The organism is Pseudomonas sp. Larv2_ips (genome assembly GCF_963879675.1).
GTDB lineage: Bacteria > Pseudomonadota > Gammaproteobacteria > Pseudomonadales > Pseudomonadaceae > Aquipseudomonas.
Genome location: NZ_CAWOAW010000027.1, coordinates 567,718 through 588,215 on the forward strand (window position 1 = coordinate 567,718; position 20,498 = coordinate 588,215).

20 protein-coding genes and 3 pseudogenes are annotated in these 20,498 nt (G+C 58.5%); 11 read left to right on the forward strand and 12 right to left on the reverse strand.

Going from position 1 to position 20,498, the window contains the following annotated elements; all coding sequences use genetic code 11:
• Positions 1 to 44 precede the first annotated feature (44 nt).
• The 5 genes and pseudogenes from AACV02_RS19620 (at position 45) to AACV02_RS19640 (ending at position 3,215) form a co-directional block, all read left to right on the forward strand.
• A pseudogene (locus AACV02_RS19620) lies at positions 45 to 770 on the forward strand (substrate-binding periplasmic protein).
• Positions 771 to 899: 129 nt separating this feature from the next.
• Positions 900 to 1,517 carry a GTP cyclohydrolase II gene (ribA, locus tag AACV02_RS19625; protein WP_106580245.1) on the forward strand — a complete coding sequence of 206 codons (618 nt, stop codon included), beginning with the start codon at positions 900 to 902 and terminating at the stop codon, positions 1,515 to 1,517.
• Positions 1,514 to 1,933: a nuclear FMR1 interacting 1 family protein gene (locus AACV02_RS19630; RefSeq protein ID WP_106580246.1), complete on the forward strand. Its 420-nt coding sequence runs from the start codon at positions 1,514 to 1,516 to the stop codon at positions 1,931 to 1,933. The genes ribA and AACV02_RS19630 overlap by 4 nt, the downstream gene beginning before the upstream one ends.
• Complete coding sequence (locus AACV02_RS19635; protein ID WP_119741405.1) at positions 1,930 to 2,730, forward strand: cobalamin-binding protein; 801 nt, start codon at positions 1,930 to 1,932, stop codon at positions 2,728 to 2,730. Before AACV02_RS19630 ends, AACV02_RS19635 begins: the two co-directional genes overlap by 4 nt.
• Positions 2,731 to 2,855: 125 nt before the next feature.
• On the forward strand, positions 2,856 to 3,215 hold the full coding sequence (locus AACV02_RS19640; RefSeq protein ID WP_119741407.1) for a transcriptional regulator: 360 nt from the start codon (positions 2,856 to 2,858) through the stop codon (positions 3,213 to 3,215).
• 102 nt (positions 3,216 to 3,317) lie between these two features.
• Here the strand turns inward: AACV02_RS19640 and AACV02_RS19645 are convergent, their stop codons facing one another.
• The 12 genes and pseudogenes from AACV02_RS19645 to AACV02_RS19700 all read right to left on the reverse strand — a co-directional run bounded on the left by AACV02_RS19645 (position 3,318) and on the right by AACV02_RS19700 (position 15,956).
• On the reverse strand, positions 3,318 to 5,219 hold the full coding sequence (locus tag AACV02_RS19645) for a TonB-dependent receptor domain-containing protein (protein ID WP_119741409.1): 1,902 nt from the start codon (positions 5,217 to 5,219) through the stop codon (positions 3,318 to 3,320).
• Between the two features lie 140 nt (positions 5,220 to 5,359).
• On the reverse strand, positions 5,360 to 7,258 hold the full coding sequence (gene dxs / locus AACV02_RS19650) for a 1-deoxy-D-xylulose-5-phosphate synthase (RefSeq protein WP_106580250.1): 1,899 nt from the start codon (positions 7,256 to 7,258) through the stop codon (positions 5,360 to 5,362).
• Positions 7,259 to 7,368: 110 nt separating this feature from the next.
• The gene (gene ispA, locus AACV02_RS19655; protein WP_106580251.1) at positions 7,369 to 8,256 is read right to left on the reverse strand and encodes a (2E,6E)-farnesyl diphosphate synthase; all 888 of its coding nucleotides are present in this window, start codon (positions 8,254 to 8,256) and stop codon (positions 7,369 to 7,371) included.
• Positions 8,253 to 8,495, reverse strand: a complete 243-nt coding sequence (locus AACV02_RS19660; RefSeq protein WP_003176346.1) for an exodeoxyribonuclease VII small subunit — start codon at positions 8,493 to 8,495, stop codon at positions 8,253 to 8,255. Before AACV02_RS19660 ends, ispA begins: the two co-directional genes overlap by 4 nt.
• 85 nt (positions 8,496 to 8,580) lie before the next feature.
• Positions 8,581 to 8,963 (reverse strand): annotated as a pseudogene (locus tag AACV02_RS19665) (DUF4172 domain-containing protein); the annotation flags it as partial.
• Between the two features lie 889 nt (positions 8,964 to 9,852).
• Positions 9,853 to 10,248 carry a hypothetical protein gene (locus AACV02_RS19670; protein ID WP_119741412.1) on the reverse strand — a complete coding sequence of 132 codons (396 nt, stop codon included), beginning with the start codon at positions 10,246 to 10,248 and terminating at the stop codon, positions 9,853 to 9,855.
• A 4-nt stretch (positions 10,249 to 10,252) separates the two neighbouring features.
• Positions 10,253 to 10,570: pseudogene (locus AACV02_RS19675) on the reverse strand (RHS repeat domain-containing protein); the annotation flags it as partial.
• A 224-nt stretch (positions 10,571 to 10,794) separates the two neighbouring features.
• Positions 10,795 to 11,148 (reverse strand): hypothetical protein, encoded by a 354-nt coding sequence (locus AACV02_RS19680; protein WP_119741414.1) that lies wholly within the window; start codon positions 11,146 to 11,148, stop codon positions 10,795 to 10,797.
• A gap of 36 nt (positions 11,149 to 11,184) precedes the next feature.
• Entirely contained in the window at positions 11,185 to 11,412 is a 228-nt protein-coding gene (locus tag AACV02_RS19685) for a hypothetical protein (protein ID WP_157986854.1), read from the reverse strand.
• A gap of 136 nt (positions 11,413 to 11,548) precedes the next feature.
• On the reverse strand, positions 11,549 to 11,929 hold the full coding sequence (locus AACV02_RS19690) for a MerR family transcriptional regulator (RefSeq protein ID WP_119741416.1): 381 nt from the start codon (positions 11,927 to 11,929) through the stop codon (positions 11,549 to 11,551).
• The gene (locus tag AACV02_RS19695) at positions 11,868 to 12,512 is read right to left on the reverse strand and encodes an NAD(P)H-dependent oxidoreductase (protein ID WP_119741418.1); all 645 of its coding nucleotides are present in this window, start codon (positions 12,510 to 12,512) and stop codon (positions 11,868 to 11,870) included. The genes AACV02_RS19690 and AACV02_RS19695 overlap by 62 nt, the downstream gene beginning before the upstream one ends.
• A 276-nt stretch (positions 12,513 to 12,788) precedes the next feature.
• Positions 12,789 to 15,956: a hypothetical protein gene (locus AACV02_RS19700; RefSeq protein WP_119741420.1), complete on the reverse strand. Its 3,168-nt coding sequence runs from the start codon at positions 15,954 to 15,956 to the stop codon at positions 12,789 to 12,791.
• 606 nt (positions 15,957 to 16,562) lie between these two features.
• Here AACV02_RS19700 and AACV02_RS19705 point away from each other — a divergent pair.
• From AACV02_RS19705 to AACV02_RS19730, 6 genes are all read left to right on the forward strand, one after another.
• A complete protein-coding gene (locus AACV02_RS19705; RefSeq protein ID WP_119741422.1) occupies positions 16,563 to 17,144 on the forward strand; it encodes a YjfI family protein in 582 nt (193 codons plus the stop codon).
• 17 nt (positions 17,145 to 17,161) lie between these two features.
• Positions 17,162 to 17,860: a PspA/IM30 family protein gene (locus AACV02_RS19710; protein ID WP_106580262.1), complete on the forward strand. Its 699-nt coding sequence runs from the start codon at positions 17,162 to 17,164 to the stop codon at positions 17,858 to 17,860.
• A 57-nt stretch (positions 17,861 to 17,917) separates the two neighbouring features.
• On the forward strand, positions 17,918 to 18,478 hold the full coding sequence (locus AACV02_RS19715) for a rhomboid family intramembrane serine protease (RefSeq protein ID WP_119741424.1): 561 nt from the start codon (positions 17,918 to 17,920) through the stop codon (positions 18,476 to 18,478).
• A gap of 160 nt (positions 18,479 to 18,638) precedes the next feature.
• Complete coding sequence (locus tag AACV02_RS19720) at positions 18,639 to 19,313, forward strand: DUF2491 family protein (RefSeq protein WP_119741427.1); 675 nt, start codon at positions 18,639 to 18,641, stop codon at positions 19,311 to 19,313.
• Between the two features lie 15 nt (positions 19,314 to 19,328).
• The gene (locus AACV02_RS19725; protein WP_106580265.1) at positions 19,329 to 19,757 is read left to right on the forward strand and encodes a DUF350 domain-containing protein; all 429 of its coding nucleotides are present in this window, start codon (positions 19,329 to 19,331) and stop codon (positions 19,755 to 19,757) included.
• Positions 19,758 to 19,775: 18 nt separating this feature from the next.
• Positions 19,776 to 20,489: a DUF1190 domain-containing protein gene (locus AACV02_RS19730; protein WP_119741429.1), complete on the forward strand. Its 714-nt coding sequence runs from the start codon at positions 19,776 to 19,778 to the stop codon at positions 20,487 to 20,489.
• The last annotated feature ends 9 nt before the right edge of the window (positions 20,490 to 20,498 follow it).

The window sequence follows — 20,498 nt, forward strand, 5'->3', positions numbered from 1 at the left end:
ACGCTACCCTCTATACGGTTCTCACCGTGTAGGAAGCTGCCACCATGGATGTGCGCCTAGGGTTGCTGGGTATGCTGTGCGCCGTTGCATTGCTGGTGCAAGCGGATCAAGCCCCGGTGCCTGGCAAAATCACGCTGGCCAGTGAGGAATGGAACGACTACACCAACAAAGATGGCAGCGGTCTGGCCTGGGATGTATTGCGCCAAGTCTTCGAACCCGCCGGCATCACGCTGCAAACCCGCAGCGAGCCCTATACCCGCTCGGTCGGCCTGGCCCAGCGCGGCGAGGTGGATGGCTGGGTCGGTTCCTATCGCGATGAGGCCAGCGGCGTGTTGTACCCGTACTGGCATTTCGATTCAGACCACATCTACGCCCTCGGGCTGGCAACGACGCCGACGCCAAGCCTTGCCACGCTGGGCAATTACCGCCTGGCCTGGGTACGCGGCTACAAGTACGAGGAGTACTTGCCCAACCTGCACCACTTCAACCAGATCGAACGCCGAGATGGCATCCTGCCGATGCTGCAGCACGCCCGCGCCGACTTCTACATCGACGCCCTCACCGAAGCCAGGTACGTGCTGGGCCAGGCACACGATCCTTCGTAGTTCAGGCTCACGCCTATCGCCGAGCTGCCGCTTTACATAGGCTTTGCCGACACTGAGCGCGGCCGGGCCTTGATGGCGGTGTATGACCAGCGCATGACGGCTTTGGTCAAGAGTGGCGAACTGAAGCCGATTTTCGAACACTGGAAACAGCCTTATCCGTTCTGACCTGCATAGAACCGGGACGAAGGCCAATCGAACCTATTGATCTTTATCAGCGATAATTCAGCTTAAGCGTCTGTAGGAACCTGCTGTTACAATGGCGCCCTCTGTGAAATCTGAAATCAGGAGCACACGGTGCCCGTCGTTTTCGTCGCTGCTTCCAAGCTGCCTACCCCTTTTGCCACGTTCACCATGAACGGCTTTCTTGAAGAGGCCACCGGCCGCGAGCACGTTGTGCTCAGTCTGGGTGACATCGCCGACGGCGCGCCGGTGCTCGGCCGCGTACACTCCGAGTGCCTGACCGGCGACGCATTGTTCAGCCAACGCTGTGACTGCGGTTCGCAACTGGAAGCCGCCATGCGCGCCATCGCCCGCGAAGGCCGTGGCGTGCTGCTGTACCTGCGCCAGGAAGGCCGTGGCATCGGCCTGATGAACAAGATCCGCGCCTACGAGCTGCAAGACGGCGGCGCCGATACCGTCGAGGCCAACGAGCGCCTGGGCTTTGCCGCCGACCAGCGCGACTATGCGATCTGCCTGCCAATGCTGCAGCACCTGGGCGTGAAATCCCTGCGCCTGATGACCAACAACCCGCGCAAGGTCAAAGCCTTGACCGAGATGGGCATCACCGTGGCCGAGCGCGTGCCGCTGCACACCGGGCAAAACCCGCACAACAAGCTCTACCTGGCCACCAAAGCCAGCAAGCTCGACCACATGATGGGCAACGAGCATCAGGGCGAGGTCGACCGCGCGTGACCCGTGGCCAGGTGAAACGGCGACTGTCCTTTAACTGGTGGCAGTACCTGGCCCTGGCATTGCTGCCGCTATTTGTGATCAACCTGGTGTTCGGCCAGGCCCAATCCCTGCTTCCCGTCTTGGCCATGCCACTGTTTATCGCCGGCGTGGCCTCGATGTTTCTGAGCCTGCGTTATTTTCACGGCTATAAACACGCACTGATCGCCACCGCCAAAGCCCTTGATACGCCCGAAGAACCGGCGGCTTGGATCACCCTCGCGGCTCGTCGGCGTACGGCGCTGTTGGTGGCGGCCCTGCCAGCCTGGATCGGCGCGCTGGCGGTGTTTGTCGGTCTGGAAGCGGTGCCGCTGTTTCTGCTGGCATTGTCGACATTGGTGCTGTTTTACCTCTATCGCATCCCGCGTCAGTTGGGATGATAAGTCGCTGGCTGACGCTTCTGCTGCTGGTATTGAGTGCCCAGGCGATGGCGGTCGAGCGCGTGGTCAGTCTGGCGCCTTCACTCTCTGAGATCGTGGTGGAACTGGGCGCCGCCGACCTGCTGGTGGGTGTGCTCGACGGTGGTGAGCGGCCAGCTGCATTGGCGAACGTGCCGTCAGTGGGGCATTACGGCCAATTGAACATGGAGCGTCTGCTCAGCCTCAAGCCCGACCTCATTCTGCTGTGGCCCGGCAGTGTCGGCCCTGCCCAGCGCGAGCAGTTACAGCACCTGAATATTCCCGTCTACGTAGCTGAACCTCATAGCCTTGAACAGCTGGCGGCCCAGGTCCAAGCCATTGCCCAACAAGTGGGTCGCGAAGACGCCGGTCGACACTTAGCCGCGCAGTTACGTCAGCGCCTGGCCGAACTGCGCCAGCGCTATCAGCGCGCCGAGCCGCTGCGGGTGTTTTACCAGGTATGGAACCAGCCGCTGTACACCGTAGGCGGCGGGCAGATCATCAGCGATGCGCTGAGCGTGTGCGGCGCACGCAATGTGTTCGCCGATTTGAAGCTGCCTGCGCCGCAGGTGAGCATCGAGTCCGTGTTGCAGCGCAATCCCGAAGTGATTCTGGCTGGGGATCAGCCGCAGCTGGAGGCCTGGAAAGCCTGGCCGCAGATCGCCGCCGTGGCGCAGGGACGCTTGCTGTTGGTGCCGGACAAAGGCCTGGAGCGGCCCAGCGGCCAGATGTTCGAGGCGGTGGCCAAGCTCTGCGCGTTGATTGCCCCGCAACGCTAGCGTGCGAGAGGCGTGTTGTCCTACCGATTAATAAGATTCTTCCGTTGAGTGACTCGGCCAGCAGCGGATTACTCTATCGCCCGCGATGCGTGCCGCATGGCGATATTCCACTACAGGAGGTGGCCATGCGTCGTTTGATCATCGGTGTTTCTACTGCCCTTTTGCTGACCGGCTGCACGACGCTGGAAGGTGTCTCAACGTTGATGAATTTCTGGGCTGATCCGCTGGTAGAGAAGGCTGGCCGAGGCGAAAGAACCTCCAAGCAGGACATTCTCGCTATCCAGCAGCCCAAGCGCATCACCCCGATTCGTAGTGGCAGCTCACAGTGTTTTGACTATGAACTGGAAAACCAAGGCAAAAAAAAGGACTTCTACGTCGGCTTTACCGAGGCCGGCCGTGTTAACGCCTATGGGTTTATAGACTGCGCCGAGGCCATCAAGGCCGGGTATCTGAGCACGAATGAACCCATGCGCGAGCGTCGTTGAGGCGCCAAGGGGAGCGGCGCACATGACCCTGCCGCTTCAATGCTCGTTCCGGCAACGAGCCATTGCCTGAAAGGTCAATCGATAGGTCGAGGCGCCGGGGCGTTACAGCGTCGGGGTCCAAGTCAGCCCGAGCATCCAGGTCTGTCCCGCTTCGCGGTAGTCCTGATTGTTGGAAAAGTCCGACGCGTTATAGCTGTAGCGGGCGCGGGCGTATTGGCGGTCCAGCAGGTTGTCGACCTTTAGTGAAATTTGGATTTCACGGCTCACCGCCCAACTGCTGCGCAACCCCAGCAGTGCGTATCCACCCAGGCGGTTGCGGTTTTTTTCGTCGTCGTAGCTGCTGCTGATGACCTGCCAACTGGCCCCCAGTCCCACCTTGTCAAATTGTCGATCCAGGTCCAGGTTCAACGTGCGGCGCGCACGACGGGCCAGGGTGTGGCCCGTGTTACGGTCGCGCGGGTTGATGAAAGCGGCGCCCAGATTACTCTGCCAACCAAACAGCTCCTGCTTGAGTGCCGCTTCAAACCCATCGACACGCGCCGACGCCACGTTTTGTGGCTTGCTGGTGCTGTCGAGGATGATCGCGTTGCTTAACTGGGTGCGATACAGCGAGGCTTCCAGGCGCGTGCTGTCACTCAGTTGGCTGCGCCATTGCAGCTCGTAGCTCTTTGACGTTTCGGGCTGCAAGTTGGGGTTGCTGTACTTTGTGTCAGGGTAATAGAGGTCGTTGAAAGTCGGCGCGCGGAAGCCTTCGCTGTAGCTGAGCAGCACGTCATTGTCAGGGTTGATCGGCACGGTGAGGGTGCCGCTCCAGCTGTTTTGCCCACCAAATTGTTGGTTCTGGTCGCGGCGTAGGCCCAGTTCCGTGGAGAACCACTCGCCATGGAAGCGATGCTGCACAAAGGCGGCGCGGTTCCAGCGGCTGTTTTCGGTAAAGGTAGTGCTGCCGTGGAAGCGGTCTTCGTACCAGTCGCCGCCCAGAATCAGGCTGTTCTGGTCGTTAAGCGTCAGGTCGTTCTGCCAATTGACCGAGTCGCGGTAGGTGTTGAACACGCTGAAATCATCACTGAGCTTATCGCGCTTGGTGTCGAGATTTTCGCTGTGGCCCACTTCCAGGCGCGATTGCCAGCGCTCATTGAGTTGGGCGTCCACATAACCGCTGGCGCTGCTCACGGTGTAATCGGTGTAGGGTTTCTGCCCGACCGTTTGCCCGGAAGCGGCGTCGTAGCGGCCAAAGCTGTTGTCGTACGCTGACTTGCCACGGTTATCCAACAGATTGAAACCAACCTCCAGTTCATCGCTGAATGCATGACTGAGGTTGAGGCTGATGGACTGATTGCGATAGGCATCATGGTCGCCATCGCTTTGAAACGACTCATGCGTGGCGTTGATCCCCGCCGTGTCATCCAGGCTCGCCCCAAGGTTGAAGCGCGTGTGCTCATCGCCGCCGGAAAGACCGACGCTGCGCTCCCAGGTCTGGTGGCTGCCAAACCCCAGTTTCAAGCGTGGCTGCAGGCCTTGCTCGGCATTACGCCGAGTGAATATCTGGATCACGCCGCCAATCGCATCACTGCCGTAGATCACCGAGCGCGAGCCGCGCAGTACTTCCACACGTTCAATCTGGTCGATGTTCAGGTATTGCAGCCCGCTGTCGCCAGAGGTGGTATTGGCGATGCGCTGGCCGTCGACCAACACCAGGCTTTGCGCGGATTTGGTGCCACGAATATAGATGCCCGGCAAACTGCCACGGCCGCCGGTGGGTGCCACTTGTACGCCGGGTACGCGGCTGAGCAGGTCCGTCACGCTGGTGGGTTGCAGGCGGTCGATGTCGTCGCGGGTGAATACGGTATTGGCGGCGCTGCTGTCGTTGCGCGCCTGGACCTGGCGGTTGGCGCTGATCACCACGTCGGGAAGTTTCAGTGCGTCGTCGCGCTCGAAGCTGTCGGCCAGCAGGTCAGTGGCGGGGAGCAGCAGCAAGGGCAGGGCAAAGCGAAGGTGGTTCATGGGCTGTCCATAGCATTTATCAGCAATACAAAACCAATGTGGGAGCTGGCTTGCCTGCGATGCAGGCACATCGGTTTGTCAGTAAGACCGAGGTGATGCTATCGCAGGCAAGCCAGCTCCCACATTTTTTGAACCGGTTTCTACAGGCCGAGCAGCGCCATGCGCGCGCGCACCGACGCTTCGATACCCGCCTCGTCCAGCCCACACTCTGCCAGCATCTGCGCCGGCTTGGCGTGTTCGACGTACACATCCGGCAAGCCCAGGTGCAGCACCGACTTGAGGATGTTCTCCCGCGCCAGGAACTCGCTGACCGCCGCACCGGCACCGCCCATGATGGCGTTTTCTTCGACGGTCACCAGCAGCTCATGGCTCCCAGCGATGTCGCGTACGAGGGCTTCGTCCAGCGGTTTGACGAACCGCATGTCGACCACGGTGGCGTCGATCTTCTCAGCGACTTTCAGCGCTTCGGCCAATTGCACGCCGAACACCAGGAACGCGGTTTTGCTGCCCTGGCGTCGCACGATCCCTTTACCGATCTCGATCGGCTCCAGGTCTTTCTCGATCACAGCGTTCGGGCCGTTACCACGCGGGTAACGCACGGCCGCCGGGCCGTTGTACAGGTGGCCAGTGCTGAGCATCTTGCGCAGTTCGTTCTCATCACTCGGCGTCATCACCAGCATGCCGGGGATGCAGCGCAAGTAGGACAAATCGAAACTGCCGGCGTGGGTCGGGCCGTCTTCGCCAACCAGGCCGGCGCGGTCGATGGCAAACAGCACGTCGAGGTTCTGCACCGCCACGTCGTGAACCAGTTGGTCATAACCGCGCTGCAGGAAAGTGGAATAGATCGCGACCACCGGCTTGGCGCCTTCACAGGCCATGCCGGCCGCGAACGTCACCGCGTGCTGCTCGGCAATCGCCACGTCGAAGTAGCGCAGCGGGAAGCGCTCGCTGAACGCCACCAGGTCGGAGCCTTCCTTCATCGCCGGGGTAATACCCACCAGGCGCGAGTCGGCGGCGGCCATGTCGCACAGCCATTCGCCAAACACACCGGAATACTTCGGCCCGCTGGCCTTTTTCGGCGCGGCGGCGGGGGCGTTGAGCGGTTCGAGTTTGGTGATCGCGTGATAGCCGATCGGGTCAACTTCAGCCGGGGCGAAGCCTTTGCCTTTCTTGGTGACGATGTGCAGGAACTGCGGGCCCTTGAGGTCACGCATGTTGCGCAGCGTGGCGATCAGGGTTGGCAGGTCATGGCCGTCGATCGGGCCGATATAGTTCCAGCCCAGTTCTTCGAACAGGGTGCCGGGTACCAGCATGCCCTTGGCGTATTCTTCGGTGCGGCGGGCAATTTCCCACGCGCCGGGCAGACGCGAGAGCACCTTTTTGCTGCCTTCGCGCATGCTGGCATAGGTGCGGCTGGAAAGAATTTTTGCCAGGTAATTCGACAGGCCACCGACATTGCGCGAAATCGACATGTCGTTGTCGTTGAGGATCACCAACATGTTGGCGTTCACTTCCGGCGCGTGGTTCAGGGCTTCGAAAGCCATGCCGGCGGTCAACGCGCCATCACCAATCACTGCGATCGCCTTGCGATCACTGCCTTGCAGGCGGGCGGCAATCGCCATGCCCAGCGCTGCGCTGATAGAGGTGCTGGAGTGGCCGACGCCAAAGGTGTCGTACTCGCTTTCGGCACGACGCGGGAAGGCGGCCAGACCGTCCTTCTGGCGCAGGGTGCCCATGCGCTCGCGACGGCCGGTAAGGATTTTATGCGGATACGCCTGGTGGCCCACGTCCCACACCAACCGGTCATCCGGGGTATCGAACACATAATGCAGGGCGATGGTCAGCTCGATGACGCCCAGGCCGGCACCAAAATGCCCACCGGTCTGACCGACCGTGTAGAGCAATTCCAGGCGCAACTCATCGGCCAGGGTTTCCAGCTCGGCTTCACCCAGTCGACGCAGGCCGTCCGGCGTGGCAGCACGGTCGAGCAGTGGCGTGGACGGGCGTTTGCGGGGAATCTCTTGAAACGTCGTGGGCATCAGGCGAATCGTTATAGGTATAGAAGAGGCGGCAGTTTACCTCAAGCGGTGCAAACTGCCCACGCAGAGCGCCGAACTTGGCCGATATGCGGCTGCAATGGCCGCCATTATCAGTGGCGGCGTTCGACGATATACCGCGCCAGGTCGCGCAGAGGCTCGGCCGCCGCGTCGAAAGGTCGCAGGGCATCCAGGGCTTGGTCGCGCAGTTCCAGGGCATACGCCTTGGCCGCTTCAAGGCCAAGCAAGGCCGGATAGGTCGGTTTATCGCGTGCGGCATCCGCGCCTTGGCGTTTGCCCAGGGTCGCGGTGTCACTTTCGACGTCGAGAATGTCGTCCTGCACCTGAAACGCCAGGCCGACAGCCCGGGAATAGGTCTGCAGGGCGGCCAATTGCGCAGCTTCGGCACGGCCACTGGCCAACGCACCCAGGTGCACGGCGGCTTCGATCAGCGCGCCGGTCTTGTGGCGATGCATATGTTCCAGGGCCTGTTGATCCAGCTTGAGGCTGACCGAACCCATGTCGATCGCTTGCCCGCCGACCATACCGGCCGGGCCTGCGGCCAGGGCGAGGGCGGTCACCATGCGCAGGCTGTTTTCTGCGTTCACGCTATTTAAGCGTGGGTCCAGCAGGGCGCTGAACGCCAGGCTCTGCAGGCCATCGCCGGCCAAAATGGCGTAGGCTTCATCAAAGGCTTTGTGGGTGGTCGGCTGGCCGCGACGCAAATCGTCGTCGTCCATCGCCGGCAAATCGTCATGCACCAGGGAATAGGCGTGAATCAGCTCCACCGCACACGCCGCACCATTGGCCTGCTCGGCCGGCGCGCCCAGCGCTTCACACGCCGCATAGGCCAGCAACGGGCGCACACGCTTGCCGCCATTCATGACGCTGTAGCGCATGGCTTCGTAGAGACGCTTCATTTCCGGGCTTGGCGCAACAAACAAGGGCTCGAGCGCCGCGTTGACCCGGGCTTGGCTACTGGCCTGATACGCGTCGATCATTCCGGCTGTTCCGCATCGAAAGGTTCTTCGGCCAACTCCCCGTCCCGTTCCAGCAGCACTTGCACTTTCTGCTCAGCCTGCGCCAACGCGCTCTGGCAGTCGCGCGTCAGGCCGATGCCTTGCTCGAACGCCGTCAACGAATCTTCCAGCGACAACTCGCCGTTCTCCAGACGCTCGACCAGAGTTTGCAGGTCGGCGAGGGATTGTTCGAAATCGAGTGCAACTTTTTTGCGGGCCATGGCGGCTATTCCGGTAGACGGTAAACCGGCGCGACACTAGCAGACATGGGGATTGTGGGCAAATGAGCGGGTGGCTTCAGTCGCTTCAGCCATTGATTTGATAGCGCGTACTACGGCCTCCACCAGGCAAACGGACCAGGCAGTTTTTTTCCAGCAGATCAGTAAGATGCCGAGTTGCGGTGGCCTTGGACACCTTCGCCACCGCCTGCTACTGCGCGGCGTTGATACCGTGTTCGAAGCCCTTTTTCACCGCCGTCGAGCAGGGCCGTTGAGTACCTTGATCTGTTCGGCAGATAACGAGAGGTCGCGGTGCTGCTGCCAAAACCGGGTCTTGGCCAGAACTCAGTCAATTCGCGCCATCGCCTGCTCCAGGCTGAGCAGCAAGGTTTTCAGGAACCATTCCAGCCAATCGGTGATACCCAGTGTGGCCTTCTGGCTGGATTCCAATGCGTTGTAGTAACCGGCGCGCGCTGATGGCCTACCCGAGTCCTTTTCACCGCCGGTGACTCCGGCATGCACCGACGTTGGCCGGCGCTGACCGATTATGCTGCTTTCAAACTATTCGAGAGAGTCATTGACCGCTTGCTCCAAGCCTCGGCGTGGATATGCTTCAAAATCTAGAGCTTTGCGCTGGACGCCTTTTTGTGAATACAGGAAGGCGATGGGGGCTGATCTCACTGTCAGGCTCAGCGGAAGCTAGCGTCAATTCTTTGAACTTTCAATTTAATAAAGTGCTCGTTACATTCGGGGTGTTCGTAGTGGATATCTTCATCGCTCAGCGAAGTGAAAGTAAGAAAAGTCTCATTGAGTAGCTCTCCGTAGAGGAAGTAGCAATAACCATAATTCGCCTTTTCAACCAGTATTTTCCTCGGTTCAACCCGTTCAATCTCGTAGTCGTCGGAAAGGTTTAGGGTGAGTTCTATGTCCTAGGTTTCTCCAATTCGATAGTGTAGGGTCAGTAGCTGACAAAACAGTTTATAGCTGTTCCCTCAATGAGCAATATCACATCATCATTTGCATGCTTATTGAGTGCTATTACTTTCCCTTTTTTATAGTGGTTTGTTATACGGTCTGATGACTTTTTCAGTAGAGTAATCATTTGTCGTCCTTCAGAAGTCTTTTAGGCATACGGAGGGGGATACGGTCGGTTTTATTTCTCGCCGGTTCTCATATGAGCCCTGCGCTGGAGGGCCGCGCGATAGGAGTGGTGATGTTTGCCTGAGCGAACAGCGATTCGGTGCTGGTGAGGTGTTTAAAAAACTGGGCAGGTGGAGGTTGGTGCGGTTGGATACGTGTTTTCATTAGCCGTTTTGCTCGTTGCCAGGTTTGTTGATGGCCGCGTGAGCGAAGTTGTTTTTCAGGGATAAGCCCAACTAAAGCAATTATGGTCGTCCATATAGATCAAAAATCTAAAGCTCATGTCCGTCACCCAGAATGGGTATCCAGTGGTATCAGATAAAATACGCTCAAGGTGTTGGGGAGAGGCGATTTCCCATGCTCTATAGGACGTGTCGAACACAACGAAAATCAACTGATCACTTTCAATGTATTTTGATACCTCTTGCCAGAAATCAGGGTTGTACTCCGTGCGGTTAACCCGTAATTGAATTGGATCAAGAGGGTTGGCACTCTCGCAGAAAAACACGTTGCCAAGAGATGCGATTAATATATCTAGGTCTTCGGGGGCAAGTTTTCTACTCTGAATACCCAGGTTTTCTAAGCTTTCGTCGATCTCTGCTTCTAGGTAACTCATTGTGCAATACCAATCCTGGAGCGGTTGACGGAGGCTGTGGTGTGCCCAAGTGGTCGAGTGGGTAGTGGAACGGCTGAATGTCTTTTGGACCAAAGGCATCCAGCAGTGCTAACGGACGAAATCTGTCCGGTTCGTAGAGGTAACTGCGATGACGATCCGCGTGATGCTCCGCAACCAGCTTGTCGCCTTGCCAGAAAAACTCCGTGGTTAGGTCGTCGACGGTTTTGCTGATACGCCGACCGAACGGGTCATAGCGATAGCTGGCTGTTTGCCCGTTGGGTTGGGTGATGTTAATTAGCCGGCGCTGACAGTCGTAGCGATATCGGTGATGAGTTGATTGGGGCGCCGGGTTCACTCATTTTTTCGAGGGTGAACCTTGGTATCTGGTGAGTAGGTTTGTTGTGATGAGCAGGCTTATTGTGGCGAACAGGCTTGCCTTTGGTTTGGCTGCGCAGCAGCCTCAAAACTGGCGATGCGGGTTTTGCTTGGGAAACGCGTAGGGTTTATTGGGGCTGCTTCGCAGCCCAACGCGAGCAACGTTACGGTTTATGCGTTGGCTTCTAAGTTGTAACGTATAAGGCACTCAAGTAATACTTTCATGAACTGTCTTTTATCAATGATTTCGTCATTGAAGTAAGTGTCGAAAAGGCAAAAAACAGCTTCGAATGTTTCCTCAGTATTTAGAAAGTGTTCTAGGGTCTGGATGTGTCGCTGTCTTTCTTCATGTTTATATCTGATAAATTCTGGTCTGGTCAGCTTGTCAAACAGGTCTTTAAGCTCTTTCGAGTTGTTAACATCTGTGAGAGCAATAAGCTCCTCTCTGTCAGGGTTTCTTGTATTTTCGATGCAATATGTAAAAAGCAGACCTTGGATTGTTGAGAGGCTTGGTTTAATTTTCATTCGAAATCCGTAAAGGCTGTTATGGGGTTTCCGTCTTCATTCAAAAAAACTCTGGCTTTTTTCTGTTTTCCATATTCGTAGCCGTCCCGTTTGTATCCTTCTCCGATTATCTTTCCCATGTTCATTGGTGCTGTCCGCTGCATGGCTGACCGTATCCAGCGCCCGCGCATACCAGGCGCCCATCTGCTGGCGATACTCCGCCAGGCTCTGATGGAAGCCATTGAGCTCATGTTCGATAAAGGCAATGTGGGCGGCGTGGGTCATCCGTGACGTCTCGGCAAAATAGCAAGGCGTCGGAGCATGCCGCAGGAAAAAGCGCCTGGATGAACGGCTGGAAAAATCAGAAAGGGACGGCGTAGAGAACGAAAAAATCGGTGTCAATTCGAGGCTGAAGGCTACCTCAACTGGCGAAAATGCTTATTGACGGGCACTGCCCCTGCGCGTCCTTGAGCTGCGCTTCAAACGCCATCAACTCCGCCTGCATCTGCTGCAACCCGGCAATTTTGCAGGCCAGTTCGCGCTTCTTGCTGGCGATGGCCTGGTCTGCACGCTCCCAAGGCAAGGCATCGCCCTCGTGCCCGTGCAGAATTCCCTGCAACTCCTTGAGCTTGAACCCCAACTGCTGGGCGCACTTGATCAATGCCAGCAGCTCGACACTTTGCGCCGAATAGACCCGGTAACGCCCTTCCCGCTGCGGCGCAGGCAACAGGCCTATCGCCTCATAGTGACGAATCGCCTTGATGGTCGTGCCCGACAGTTGCGCGGCTTTGCCGATGTACATGAAAACTCCCTTTTTTCATTAGTCCGCCAGCCTGAGTCAGCCACTTTGCCCGCTGCGCTGGCGTAGAGGCCAACACCGGCCCGAACATCAACGTCTTGGTCGGCTTGATGCCGCAAAACGCCAGTGTGGTGCTGCGTAACTGATGAATACCGGGCATGCGGTAGAACCAGCGGTAATACCACGGCGGCGTGTCCAGGGTCACCAACACGTGCGCGGTTCGGCCGAGCAGCAGCTTGTCAGGAAATGACTTGCCTTCGCGGTATTTAAAGGCAAAGCCGGGTAGGAAAATACGGTCGATGAACCCTTTCAATAACGCCGGGATGCCACCCCACCAGATCGGGAAAACGAATGCCAGATGGGTGGCCCAGAGGATGTCGGACTGGGCGCTGAGCAAGTCAGGTTCCAATGCTTGGATCTGTGTGTAGCCGTGGTGAAGCACGGGGTCGAAAGAGAGGTCGCGCAAGGGTAGGACGCGTACTTGTTGGCCGGCGACTTTTGCACTGTGGATGTAGGCATCGGCCAAGGCTGAGCAGAAGCTCGTGCCGCAAGGGTGGCCGAGGATGACCAGGATGCGCTGTGGCATGGGATGAGGTCCTGAAAAGGGGGCTTTCAGGGTAGGGTGTGCCGTATAGGGGAGAGTCAAGCGCCGGACCATGCCGCGCCTCAAGGCCGCTCAGTTAAGCGAACGCAATACGCCACGCAGCGAAGATCAACTGTGGGAGCGAGCTTGTCCGCGAAGACGTCAGCCCAGCAAACATTGATGTTGACTGAACCACCGCTTTCGCGGGCAAGCCCGCTTCCACAGGGATTTACGCTTGACTGAACGGCATGGGCTCGTCTGATAAATGCCTACGCAACATCAAGCCGTGTGCTTGCTCCCCGTCTCCATGTCCGTGCTGCCCCAAGGCCGCCAATCGTCGGTGTGCCGTTCACTGCCATGCGGCCCGCTGGAGCTGGTGCCGCCTGCGAGGAATTTTTCCCACAGGTTTTTGCTGTCCGGGTCGCTGTCTTTGTGCAGGTAGGGCGCCAGTCGCGCGAGCGAGCTGCCTTTTTTGTCTGCGGTTTCCTGGAAGTGTTTCCACTCATCCGACTGATACTCGAACATCGACTTGTCGTCCGGCGTGTCGCGGCCGCCGTACATGTAGGTGGCATAGCGCGCGTATTCGAGCTTGTCGCCCCAGTCGTCCTTGGTCACGCCGGCGTCGGCGAGGTCTTTGAAGAACTTGCCTTGGGAATCGGTGAGTTTTTGCATTTTGGCATGCTCGACCGCCTCGGCAATCAGGGTGCCTGCGACCCCGAAGATCACACCCGCCACGGCGAAAATCGGACCCGCCACGCGCGCGCCGATGGCGAGCCCGCGTATGACCGTCGCGGCAACATCACCGGCCAGTTTGCCTGCCAGGTGAGCACCTTTGGGGGCGAACATCGAGATGGTATTGGCGATCGCCATGCCGGTACCGGACGCACCCCCGCCCAGCGTGAAGGCCGCGTCAGTTTTTTCCAGTGCGGTCTTGGCGTTTTTCAGTTTGCGCGCGCCGGAAACGATGTCCATCACGCCGCCGGTCAAGTCCAGGCCGGAGCCGCCCATAAACCGCAGGAACGAACGCCCCGAGGCGATCGCAATTTCGGATTTGGACGCTGGCGTACCTTTGCCGGGAAGGTCCTTGACGCCCATGTGCTCGCCGAGGGTTTTGGCGGCGCTGTCGTACTCCTTCACCTCATCGGCCGACAGGTTGCCCACGTCGAGTTTCTTGAGGGTGTCGGAAGCTTCCTTGACGCGGGTGCTGATGGATGCGGCCAGCGCGTCAGATTTTTCTGTGGTTTTCTTGCCCCAGATGTCCGGGAGGTTCTCATCGATCAAGCCGAGCCATTCAGTGGCTTTGATTTTTGCCGGGCCTTTACCGTCTTTGTCCACGTCAGGTTCATAGGGTTTAGTGCCACCCAGGGTTTCCACAATGTTCGAACCGAACTTGAGGAAGTCGTTGGTGAAGCTCAAGCCGGCGACCAGGTCTTTCGCGGCGGCGATCTTCTGGTCGTCGGTCATGTTGCCGCCGCCATTGGCGAGCTGCAGCGCGCCGCTGACCAGGTTCATGGTGCCCGCCATGGCACTGAGCCCGCCGGTGGAGCTGGCGGTGTGCAGCACTGTCTTCAAGGAACCGGCGGCCGCTTCGCGATTGGCGCCCAGGCCCTTCAATTGGGTGTCGACCACCTTGTCGATGGCTTTCGGGTCGCCGCTGGCAGCCGCGAGACGAATGGCCGCTGCGATCTGTTTGTTCTCTGCCGGCGTCAGCCCTTTGATATGGCCGTCGAGGATGTCGATCTCATCCTTCATCTTTTTGTACATGTCGTAGGCTTTGTCGCCCTTGTCCAGGCCACCCAGGGCGGCGTTGATACCGCCCTTGATCATCGTGAACGAGGCCTTCAGCCCACTTTCGGTATTTTCCGGCGAGACCTTGTCGGGGTTTTCCATGTACGTGTTGAGCTGGTGCGTCATCATGTTCTGGTCGAACGTCTGTTTGCGCGCGGTGTAGCTGTCCGGTTCAAGAATGCGCAGCGACTCGAAATAGCGGTCTACGTCCAACTCGGCCATTTCCGATTTCTTCGGATCACCCGAGTCATTCATCGCGATCACATATTCTTCGAAGTTCAAGTTGGCATCACGGGTGCCGTCTTTGAAGAGGGCCGGGAATACTTGTTCGCGAACTTCATTCAACCGATCTTCCGACAAACTACCGACACTTTTCTTTAGTTCTGCATCGTAGCGTTCCTTAATCCCTTCCTTGCCCATCAACGTGGAAATTTCTTTGGCAAGTTTGTCCTCGTCGACCATCTCTTTGACGTCTTTGCCGTTCAACTGGGTCGGGGTCTTATCCGTCTCACGGTATGTGCCGCTGCCCAGGTTGATGCTCTCCGCGTAGCCGTACAGGTCGTAGCCGTTGTCCAGCGCGGCCTGGGCGTCCATCAGCTTGACGATCTTGGCTTCATCCGAGTCTTCGGCCAGCTTGCCGCTCTTGATGTCATCGCGAATGCCCTGCACAAAGTTCTCGGCCGTCTGGCCGCCCACGGTCTTGTCGTTGGGCAACTCCATGTCCATCAGCCCTTCGGCACCGAAGGTCGGGATGTTGTATTTGTCGCGCAGGGCCTGCACGTCTTCGGGCTCATCGGGCGGCGCGGCCTTGTCGGTGTGCGTCGCGTCTTTGACGTGCATCAGGTCGCCTTTGAGGCTCGAATAGCCGTACTTGCCGAAATCCTGCAAGCGCCCGGCCTCGGTGCCATGGCGGGCTTCCTTGTCTTTGGTGAAACCGTCGATGCTGTTGTTGTCTTTATTCCTGGCGTCGATGCCAGTGAGCAAATTGCCGTTTTCATCGATGCTCACCACATGTTCCAGCACCTGGGTGGCGCGGTACGCGGCGTCGGCGTCGTTCTCGAAATCGCCCACTTGCTTCTTGAGGTTGTCCTTCACGTCGCTCTGGTTGCCGAGGTTTTTCAGCAGCGGTGTGGCGTCGATAATCTCCTTGGCCGAGCGCGTGTCACCGTCGGGGCGCTTCTGCTGGTCACCCAAGTCCGACTTCACCACCTCGCCGCGCAGGCTGGAATAGCCATACTTGCCGAAATCCTGCAGCCGGCCCGCCTCAGTGCCATGCCGCGCCTCGCCATCCTTGGTGAAGCCGTCGATGCTGCTATTGCCCACATCTTTGCCATCGGTCAGCTTGCCGTTTTCGTCGATGTATTCGACATGCTCCAGCACTTTCGAGGCGCGATAGGCTGCGTCCGCGTCTTTCTCAAAATCGCCGACCTGCTTTTTAAGGTTGTCTTTCACGCCACTTTGATTACCGAGCTGGGCGAGCAGCGGCGTGTCATCAATAATTTGCTGGGCTGAGCGGGTATCACCTTCGGGGCGTTTCTGCCCTTTACCCAATTCGTCTTTGGGTGCAGACGCTTTTTCGACGGATTTTTCCCAGGCAGCGACGGAGCTTTTTTGAGTGACCGCTGCGTCCTTTGGGGTCGTTTCTACCTTCGCTACCATGGTACTTCTCCTGATCTAATTATTACGCCTGCCCCTTTTAAAACGCGCAGGGCCGCACAACTTCCTAGGTAACTTACCCGAGGCGGTTTATTGAATAACGAGAGGGCGGCCTTAGTTGGTTGGCCGCTGGGCGTTGCTGCTGTGAAAGATGACGTGACGGAACTTAGCACGGACTTTTAGTCAATTCGCAAAGCCTTCACAACAATTCACAACGGCGAGGTTATTTCGGAACATTTATGGAGTAGGGCGCGTATAGGCAAAATAGCCTGACGTTCAACGCGGGCTTATCGTAGAGCGCGTCGAGCTGGGTGGTGGTACACCGCTCCCGTCGAAGAACCGTTCATCAGATTTCAATGCCGGCAGAGGCATTCTTGAGCGGAGGGTGCTTTTTGACAGGTGCGACGAACCAGAAAAAATCTCACGCGTGAGCTATTGAGCATCGCCAACATTGCCTGTAGATTTTCTCACGCGTGAGTTTTTCACAACGAGGTCAGCACCATGAAAAGCAGCTCTCCATCGAGCCCGCCAGCAGGGCCCGATCCTGATTCAGCAAGCCGCAAGGGAGAGCGCTTGAAGTCGCCCGCGAAAAAACCATCGAGCTTTTACATGAAGCAGATGCGCGCGGGCCTGGCGGCCGCCGGTTATGTGAAACACGAGACTTGGGTGCTTCCCGAAAACCGAAGCCTGCTCAAGCAAATGGAGAAACAGCTTCGCCAACCGATTCTGGCTGGCTCATTCATGTCGGAGAATTTCATGAGCGCAGGTACTAACTGGAATATCGATCGCCTCTTCACAGCGCTTCAGGCTCTGGATGAAGTGGTTTCCAACGACATTACGCTTTCTCTCGTTCAAGGCGCCGAGTCCAGCATCAAGCTGGAAATGAACGACTTCGGGGGCTTGCCGATTTACATCGCGGTGGTCGGCGAACAGATCATCGTGGACACCGTGCTGGTCGACGTCGAGTCCATCAATGACGTAACGGCTTTCAATGATGCGGTGCTGCGCAGCCGGGAGATGTTCCCGCTTTCTTCGATCGGCATCGAGTCCATGCCTAACGGCCAAGTTGTTTACAACATGTTCGGTGCGTTGAGCTCCGACTCCAGCCTGACCAACATCGTGACTGAGGTGAAAACCCTGGTCGACAACGTGCAGCGCGCCAGCGAAGCCTTCGAACGTTTCTTCAATTAAGTATTCGGGAGTATCCAATGACTCAGTCCATCTGGAGCAAATTGTTCACCGCGCTGCGTGGCGGTGCCAGCGAAGTCGGCGAATCGATCGTCGACCAACAAGCCCTGCGCATCCTCGACCAGGAAATTCGCGACGCCGACACGGCGCTGGCCAACGCCAAGCGTGAGCTGGTGAGCATCATGGCCAAGCACAAACTGGCGGCTGATCGCGTCGGTGAGTACGACGCCAAGATCAAGGACCTGGAGTCCAAGGCCATGGCCGCTATCCAGGCCAATCGTGAAGACCTGGCCATGGAAGTGGCCGAAGCCATTTCGACCCTGACCAACGAACGTGACGTCGAGCAAAAGCAGGCCACGGAGTTTGGCGGGTACGCCGACGGCATGCGCAAGGACATTACCAAAGCCGAAAGCCGGATCAAAAGCCTGCGCCAGCAAGTGGACATGGCCAAGGCGCGCGAAAGCGTACAGAAGGCCCAGGTCAGCGCGTCCATCGCCAGTGGTGGCGCCAACGGCAAGCTGGAAACCGCCGTCGGTACCCTGAATCGCTTGCAGGCCAAACAGCAGCAACGTGCCGCTGAGCTGCAAGCCCAGGATGAACTGGCTGAGGCATCCACGGGCACCGACCTGGAGCGCAAGCTGCGCGACGCCGGCATCACGCCGGACACAGGCAGCGCCAATGCGATTCTGGAACGCCTGAAGCAAAAGTCGGCCGAGTAAGCCGCGCCGAAGCAAGAAGGGCAGGCTCTGCCCTTCTTTTTTTACATCGAGGTCAGGATGGATGCCCTGAAGGGTTTCAAGACAATCGCAGGCCTTGCCCTGTTGATGGTTGCGCTGCAACTGGTCAATGTGGCGACCGGTTACAGCCTCATGGCATTCGGCCTGATCCCGAGAACGGTGCAGGGGCTGCTCGGCATCCTCACCTCACCGTTTTTGCACGCGTCGTTTGCTCATCTGAGCGCAAACCTGATCGCCTTTTTGGCCCTGGGCACCTTGGTCATTGTCGATGGAGTCCATCGGTTCATTGCCGTCAGTGCGATCATTATTCTGCTGGGCGGTTCGCTGGTCTGGCTGTTCGGTTTCAGCGGCGTACACATCGGTGCCAGCGGCTGGGTATTCGGGCTCTGGGCCTACCTGCTGTCTCGCGCCTGGTTTCACAGAAGCTGGAGCAACCTGATAACGGCCGGTGTTGTAGCGGTGCTGTATGGTGGCCTGGTCGTGGGTTTCCTGCCTCGTCAGGGGATCTCGTTCGAGGGGCACTTCTTTGGCGCGTTCGCCGGGTTTATTGCAGCCAAGGTACTTCTATCCTCGCCGCGCAGCAGGTTTAATGCCGGGTGACCGCGCTTGAGCCTCCACACGCCGAGGCGATCTTGTCATTCGCAATCAAATACCCAGGGAGTCAGGGGCCAAATGTCGATGTTTCTTTTGTTGCGCCTGCGCGCCGCCTCCCTCTTTCCCCGCTTCTGCATCGCCTCCGCTCGCCTCAAGGAAATCTCCAATGGGATGGTTTAAACAATTGATGGGGCTTGAGGCCCCGAAAGCGAATACTGCGCCGCAATGGACAGCCGGCAACACCCAGCCGGCCACCGGGCCACTAGGCCTGGCACCCGGCAAAGGCGTGATGTTCGACGCGAGCCTGAAATTGTTGCTCGATGAAAAAACCACGGTGGTGATCCCTGGCTCCCAGGAAATCTGGGCCAACGGCACCGTAGACCTCGGCCAGTCGACCTGGCTGTCGCGCTATTACATGAACGACGAAGATTACTGGCTGCAGGTGCACACCACCGGCGAGATCGCCGGGCAGGTCGAGTCGGTGATCCTGTTCAACTACCTCAGTGTCGTCACCATCAGCAGTGAAGCGGAACTGCGTCGACTGGCGGGGCCACAGAGTCTGATCGGGCTGCCAACCTACACCCACAACGGCGTCGAATACGCCCGTGTGTGGGGCAGCGAGGCTGGCCAGACAGAGCTGGTGGCGATGACCGAACAGGTTGTAAACCCCGAGGACGCCTACAGCGTCGAGCACCGTTCGATGCTGTACGCCCGCGACACGGGTCTGACTGATCGTCGCGAGTTTCTGCTGTTTTCCGTCGAAGAAGACGCAGAGGGCGCCGTCAGCCTGAGTACGTCGCTGGGCATTTCGCTGTACACAACCGACCTGACTACGCTTTAAAAAAAGGAAAACCCCATGCTGGAAGCGCTCTCTATCTCTCTGAACAAAGCCGCTGTGTTTGGCTTTGTCACCTACATCCTCGGTGCGGCCGTGCTGTTCGCACTGTTCCAGTTCATCTACACCCGCATCACGCCGCACAAGGAGTTCGAACTGATCCGTGCGGGCAACGTGTCGGCTGCGGTCGCGCTGGGCGGTGCCATCATCGGCTTCGCCATTCCGGCCAGCAACGTGATTGCCTACTCGATCAGCCTCCTCGACTTCGTCGTCTGGGCGGTGATCGCCGCCGTCGTCCAACTGTTGGCGTTTCTGCTGACCAGCCTGGTGCTCAAAGGCACGTCCGAGCGCATCAAGAATGGCGAACTCGCCGCCGGTATCTACGTGGCCGCCGTGTCCATCAGCGTCGGCATGTTGAATGCCGCGTGCATGACGCCTACCCAGAACTGATCGCGCACGGAGCTCCCGATGAAACGAAGCAAGTACGTCCAGTTGTCGCTGGCAGCGTCGGTCGCGATGGCGATATCCGGCTGCGGGCCGACCGAAAAAACCTACGATTTGCAAAAGAAGTACAACTTCCAGTCGGTTCAGCAATGCGCCGATGAAAAGCTGCCGGTGGACGTGTGCTCGGACGCCTACATGACGGCCATGGCCGAACATCGGCGCATTGCTCCGGTGTACGACAGCCAGGCCGATTGCGATGCCGACTTTGTCGCCAACTGGTGTCAGCAGGACTCCAACGGCAAGTTCATCCCCAAACTGGGCGGTTTCGAACTGACCGCCGCCGGCCAGGTGACGCAATCCCAGGTCGATGCGGCCAACGCTCAAGCCGGCGGCGCCCAAGCGAACAGTGGCGGCTCAGGGTTCTCCACCAGCAGCCTGCTGACGGGCCTGCTGATCGGCAACATGCTCAGCAACAATCGCAACAGCTACCGCTCCGAGCCGGTCTACCGCTACCGCGATGATCGCGGCGATTACGGCTCTTCGACCCTCAACCAGCGGGTCTCGAATGGGGCGACGTTTGGCCGGTCCAACCAGGCCAGGTACGGCAGCAGCAACTACACGAACACGCTGCGCTCCTCCAGCAAGCCGGTGTCCGTGGCGTCCTCGACCTCCCGTGGCGGCTTTGGCAGCAAAGCCAGCGCCCGCAGCGGCTGGGGCGGCGGCGGGTCGAGCAGTTAAGGAAACCGG

Excerpts from the sequence above, each read along its gene's own strand:
- AACV02_RS19635 (WP_119741405.1), top strand. The coding sequence starts at position 1,930 with ATGATAAGTCGCTGGCTGACGCTTCTGCTGCTGGTATTGAGTGCCCAG.
- AACV02_RS19640 (WP_119741407.1), top strand. The coding sequence starts at position 2,856 with ATGCGTCGTTTGATCATCGGTGTTTCTACTGCCCTTTTGCTGACCGGC.
- AACV02_RS19645 (WP_119741409.1), bottom strand. The coding sequence starts at position 5,219 with ATGAACCACCTTCGCTTTGCCCTGCCCTTGCTGCTGCTCCCCGCCACT.
- dxs (WP_106580250.1), bottom strand. The coding sequence starts at position 7,258 with ATGCCCACGACGTTTCAAGAGATTCCCCGCAAACGCCCGTCCACGCCA.
- ispA (WP_106580251.1), bottom strand. The coding sequence starts at position 8,256 with ATGATCGACGCGTATCAGGCCAGTAGCCAAGCCCGGGTCAACGCGGCG.
- AACV02_RS19660 (WP_003176346.1), bottom strand. The coding sequence starts at position 8,495 with ATGGCCCGCAAAAAAGTTGCACTCGATTTCGAACAATCCCTCGCCGAC.
- AACV02_RS19670 (WP_119741412.1), bottom strand. The coding sequence starts at position 10,248 with ATGAGTTACCTAGAAGCAGAGATCGACGAAAGCTTAGAAAACCTGGGT.
- AACV02_RS19680 (WP_119741414.1), bottom strand. The coding sequence starts at position 11,148 with ATGAAAATTAAACCAAGCCTCTCAACAATCCAAGGTCTGCTTTTTACA.
- AACV02_RS19685 (WP_157986854.1), bottom strand. The coding sequence starts at position 11,412 with ATGACCCACGCCGCCCACATTGCCTTTATCGAACATGAGCTCAATGGC.
- AACV02_RS19690 (WP_119741416.1), bottom strand. The coding sequence starts at position 11,929 with ATGTACATCGGCAAAGCCGCGCAACTGTCGGGCACGACCATCAAGGCG.
- AACV02_RS19695 (WP_119741418.1), bottom strand. The coding sequence starts at position 12,512 with ATGCCACAGCGCATCCTGGTCATCCTCGGCCACCCTTGCGGCACGAGC.
- AACV02_RS19700 (WP_119741420.1), bottom strand. The coding sequence starts at position 15,956 with ATGGTAGCGAAGGTAGAAACGACCCCAAAGGACGCAGCGGTCACTCAA.
- AACV02_RS19705 (WP_119741422.1), top strand. The coding sequence starts at position 16,563 with ATGAAGCAGATGCGCGCGGGCCTGGCGGCCGCCGGTTATGTGAAACAC.
- AACV02_RS19710 (WP_106580262.1), top strand. The coding sequence starts at position 17,162 with ATGACTCAGTCCATCTGGAGCAAATTGTTCACCGCGCTGCGTGGCGGT.
- AACV02_RS19715 (WP_119741424.1), top strand. The coding sequence starts at position 17,918 with ATGGATGCCCTGAAGGGTTTCAAGACAATCGCAGGCCTTGCCCTGTTG.
- AACV02_RS19720 (WP_119741427.1), top strand. The coding sequence starts at position 18,639 with ATGGGATGGTTTAAACAATTGATGGGGCTTGAGGCCCCGAAAGCGAAT.
- AACV02_RS19725 (WP_106580265.1), top strand. The coding sequence starts at position 19,329 with ATGCTGGAAGCGCTCTCTATCTCTCTGAACAAAGCCGCTGTGTTTGGC.
- AACV02_RS19730 (WP_119741429.1), top strand. The coding sequence starts at position 19,776 with ATGAAACGAAGCAAGTACGTCCAGTTGTCGCTGGCAGCGTCGGTCGCG.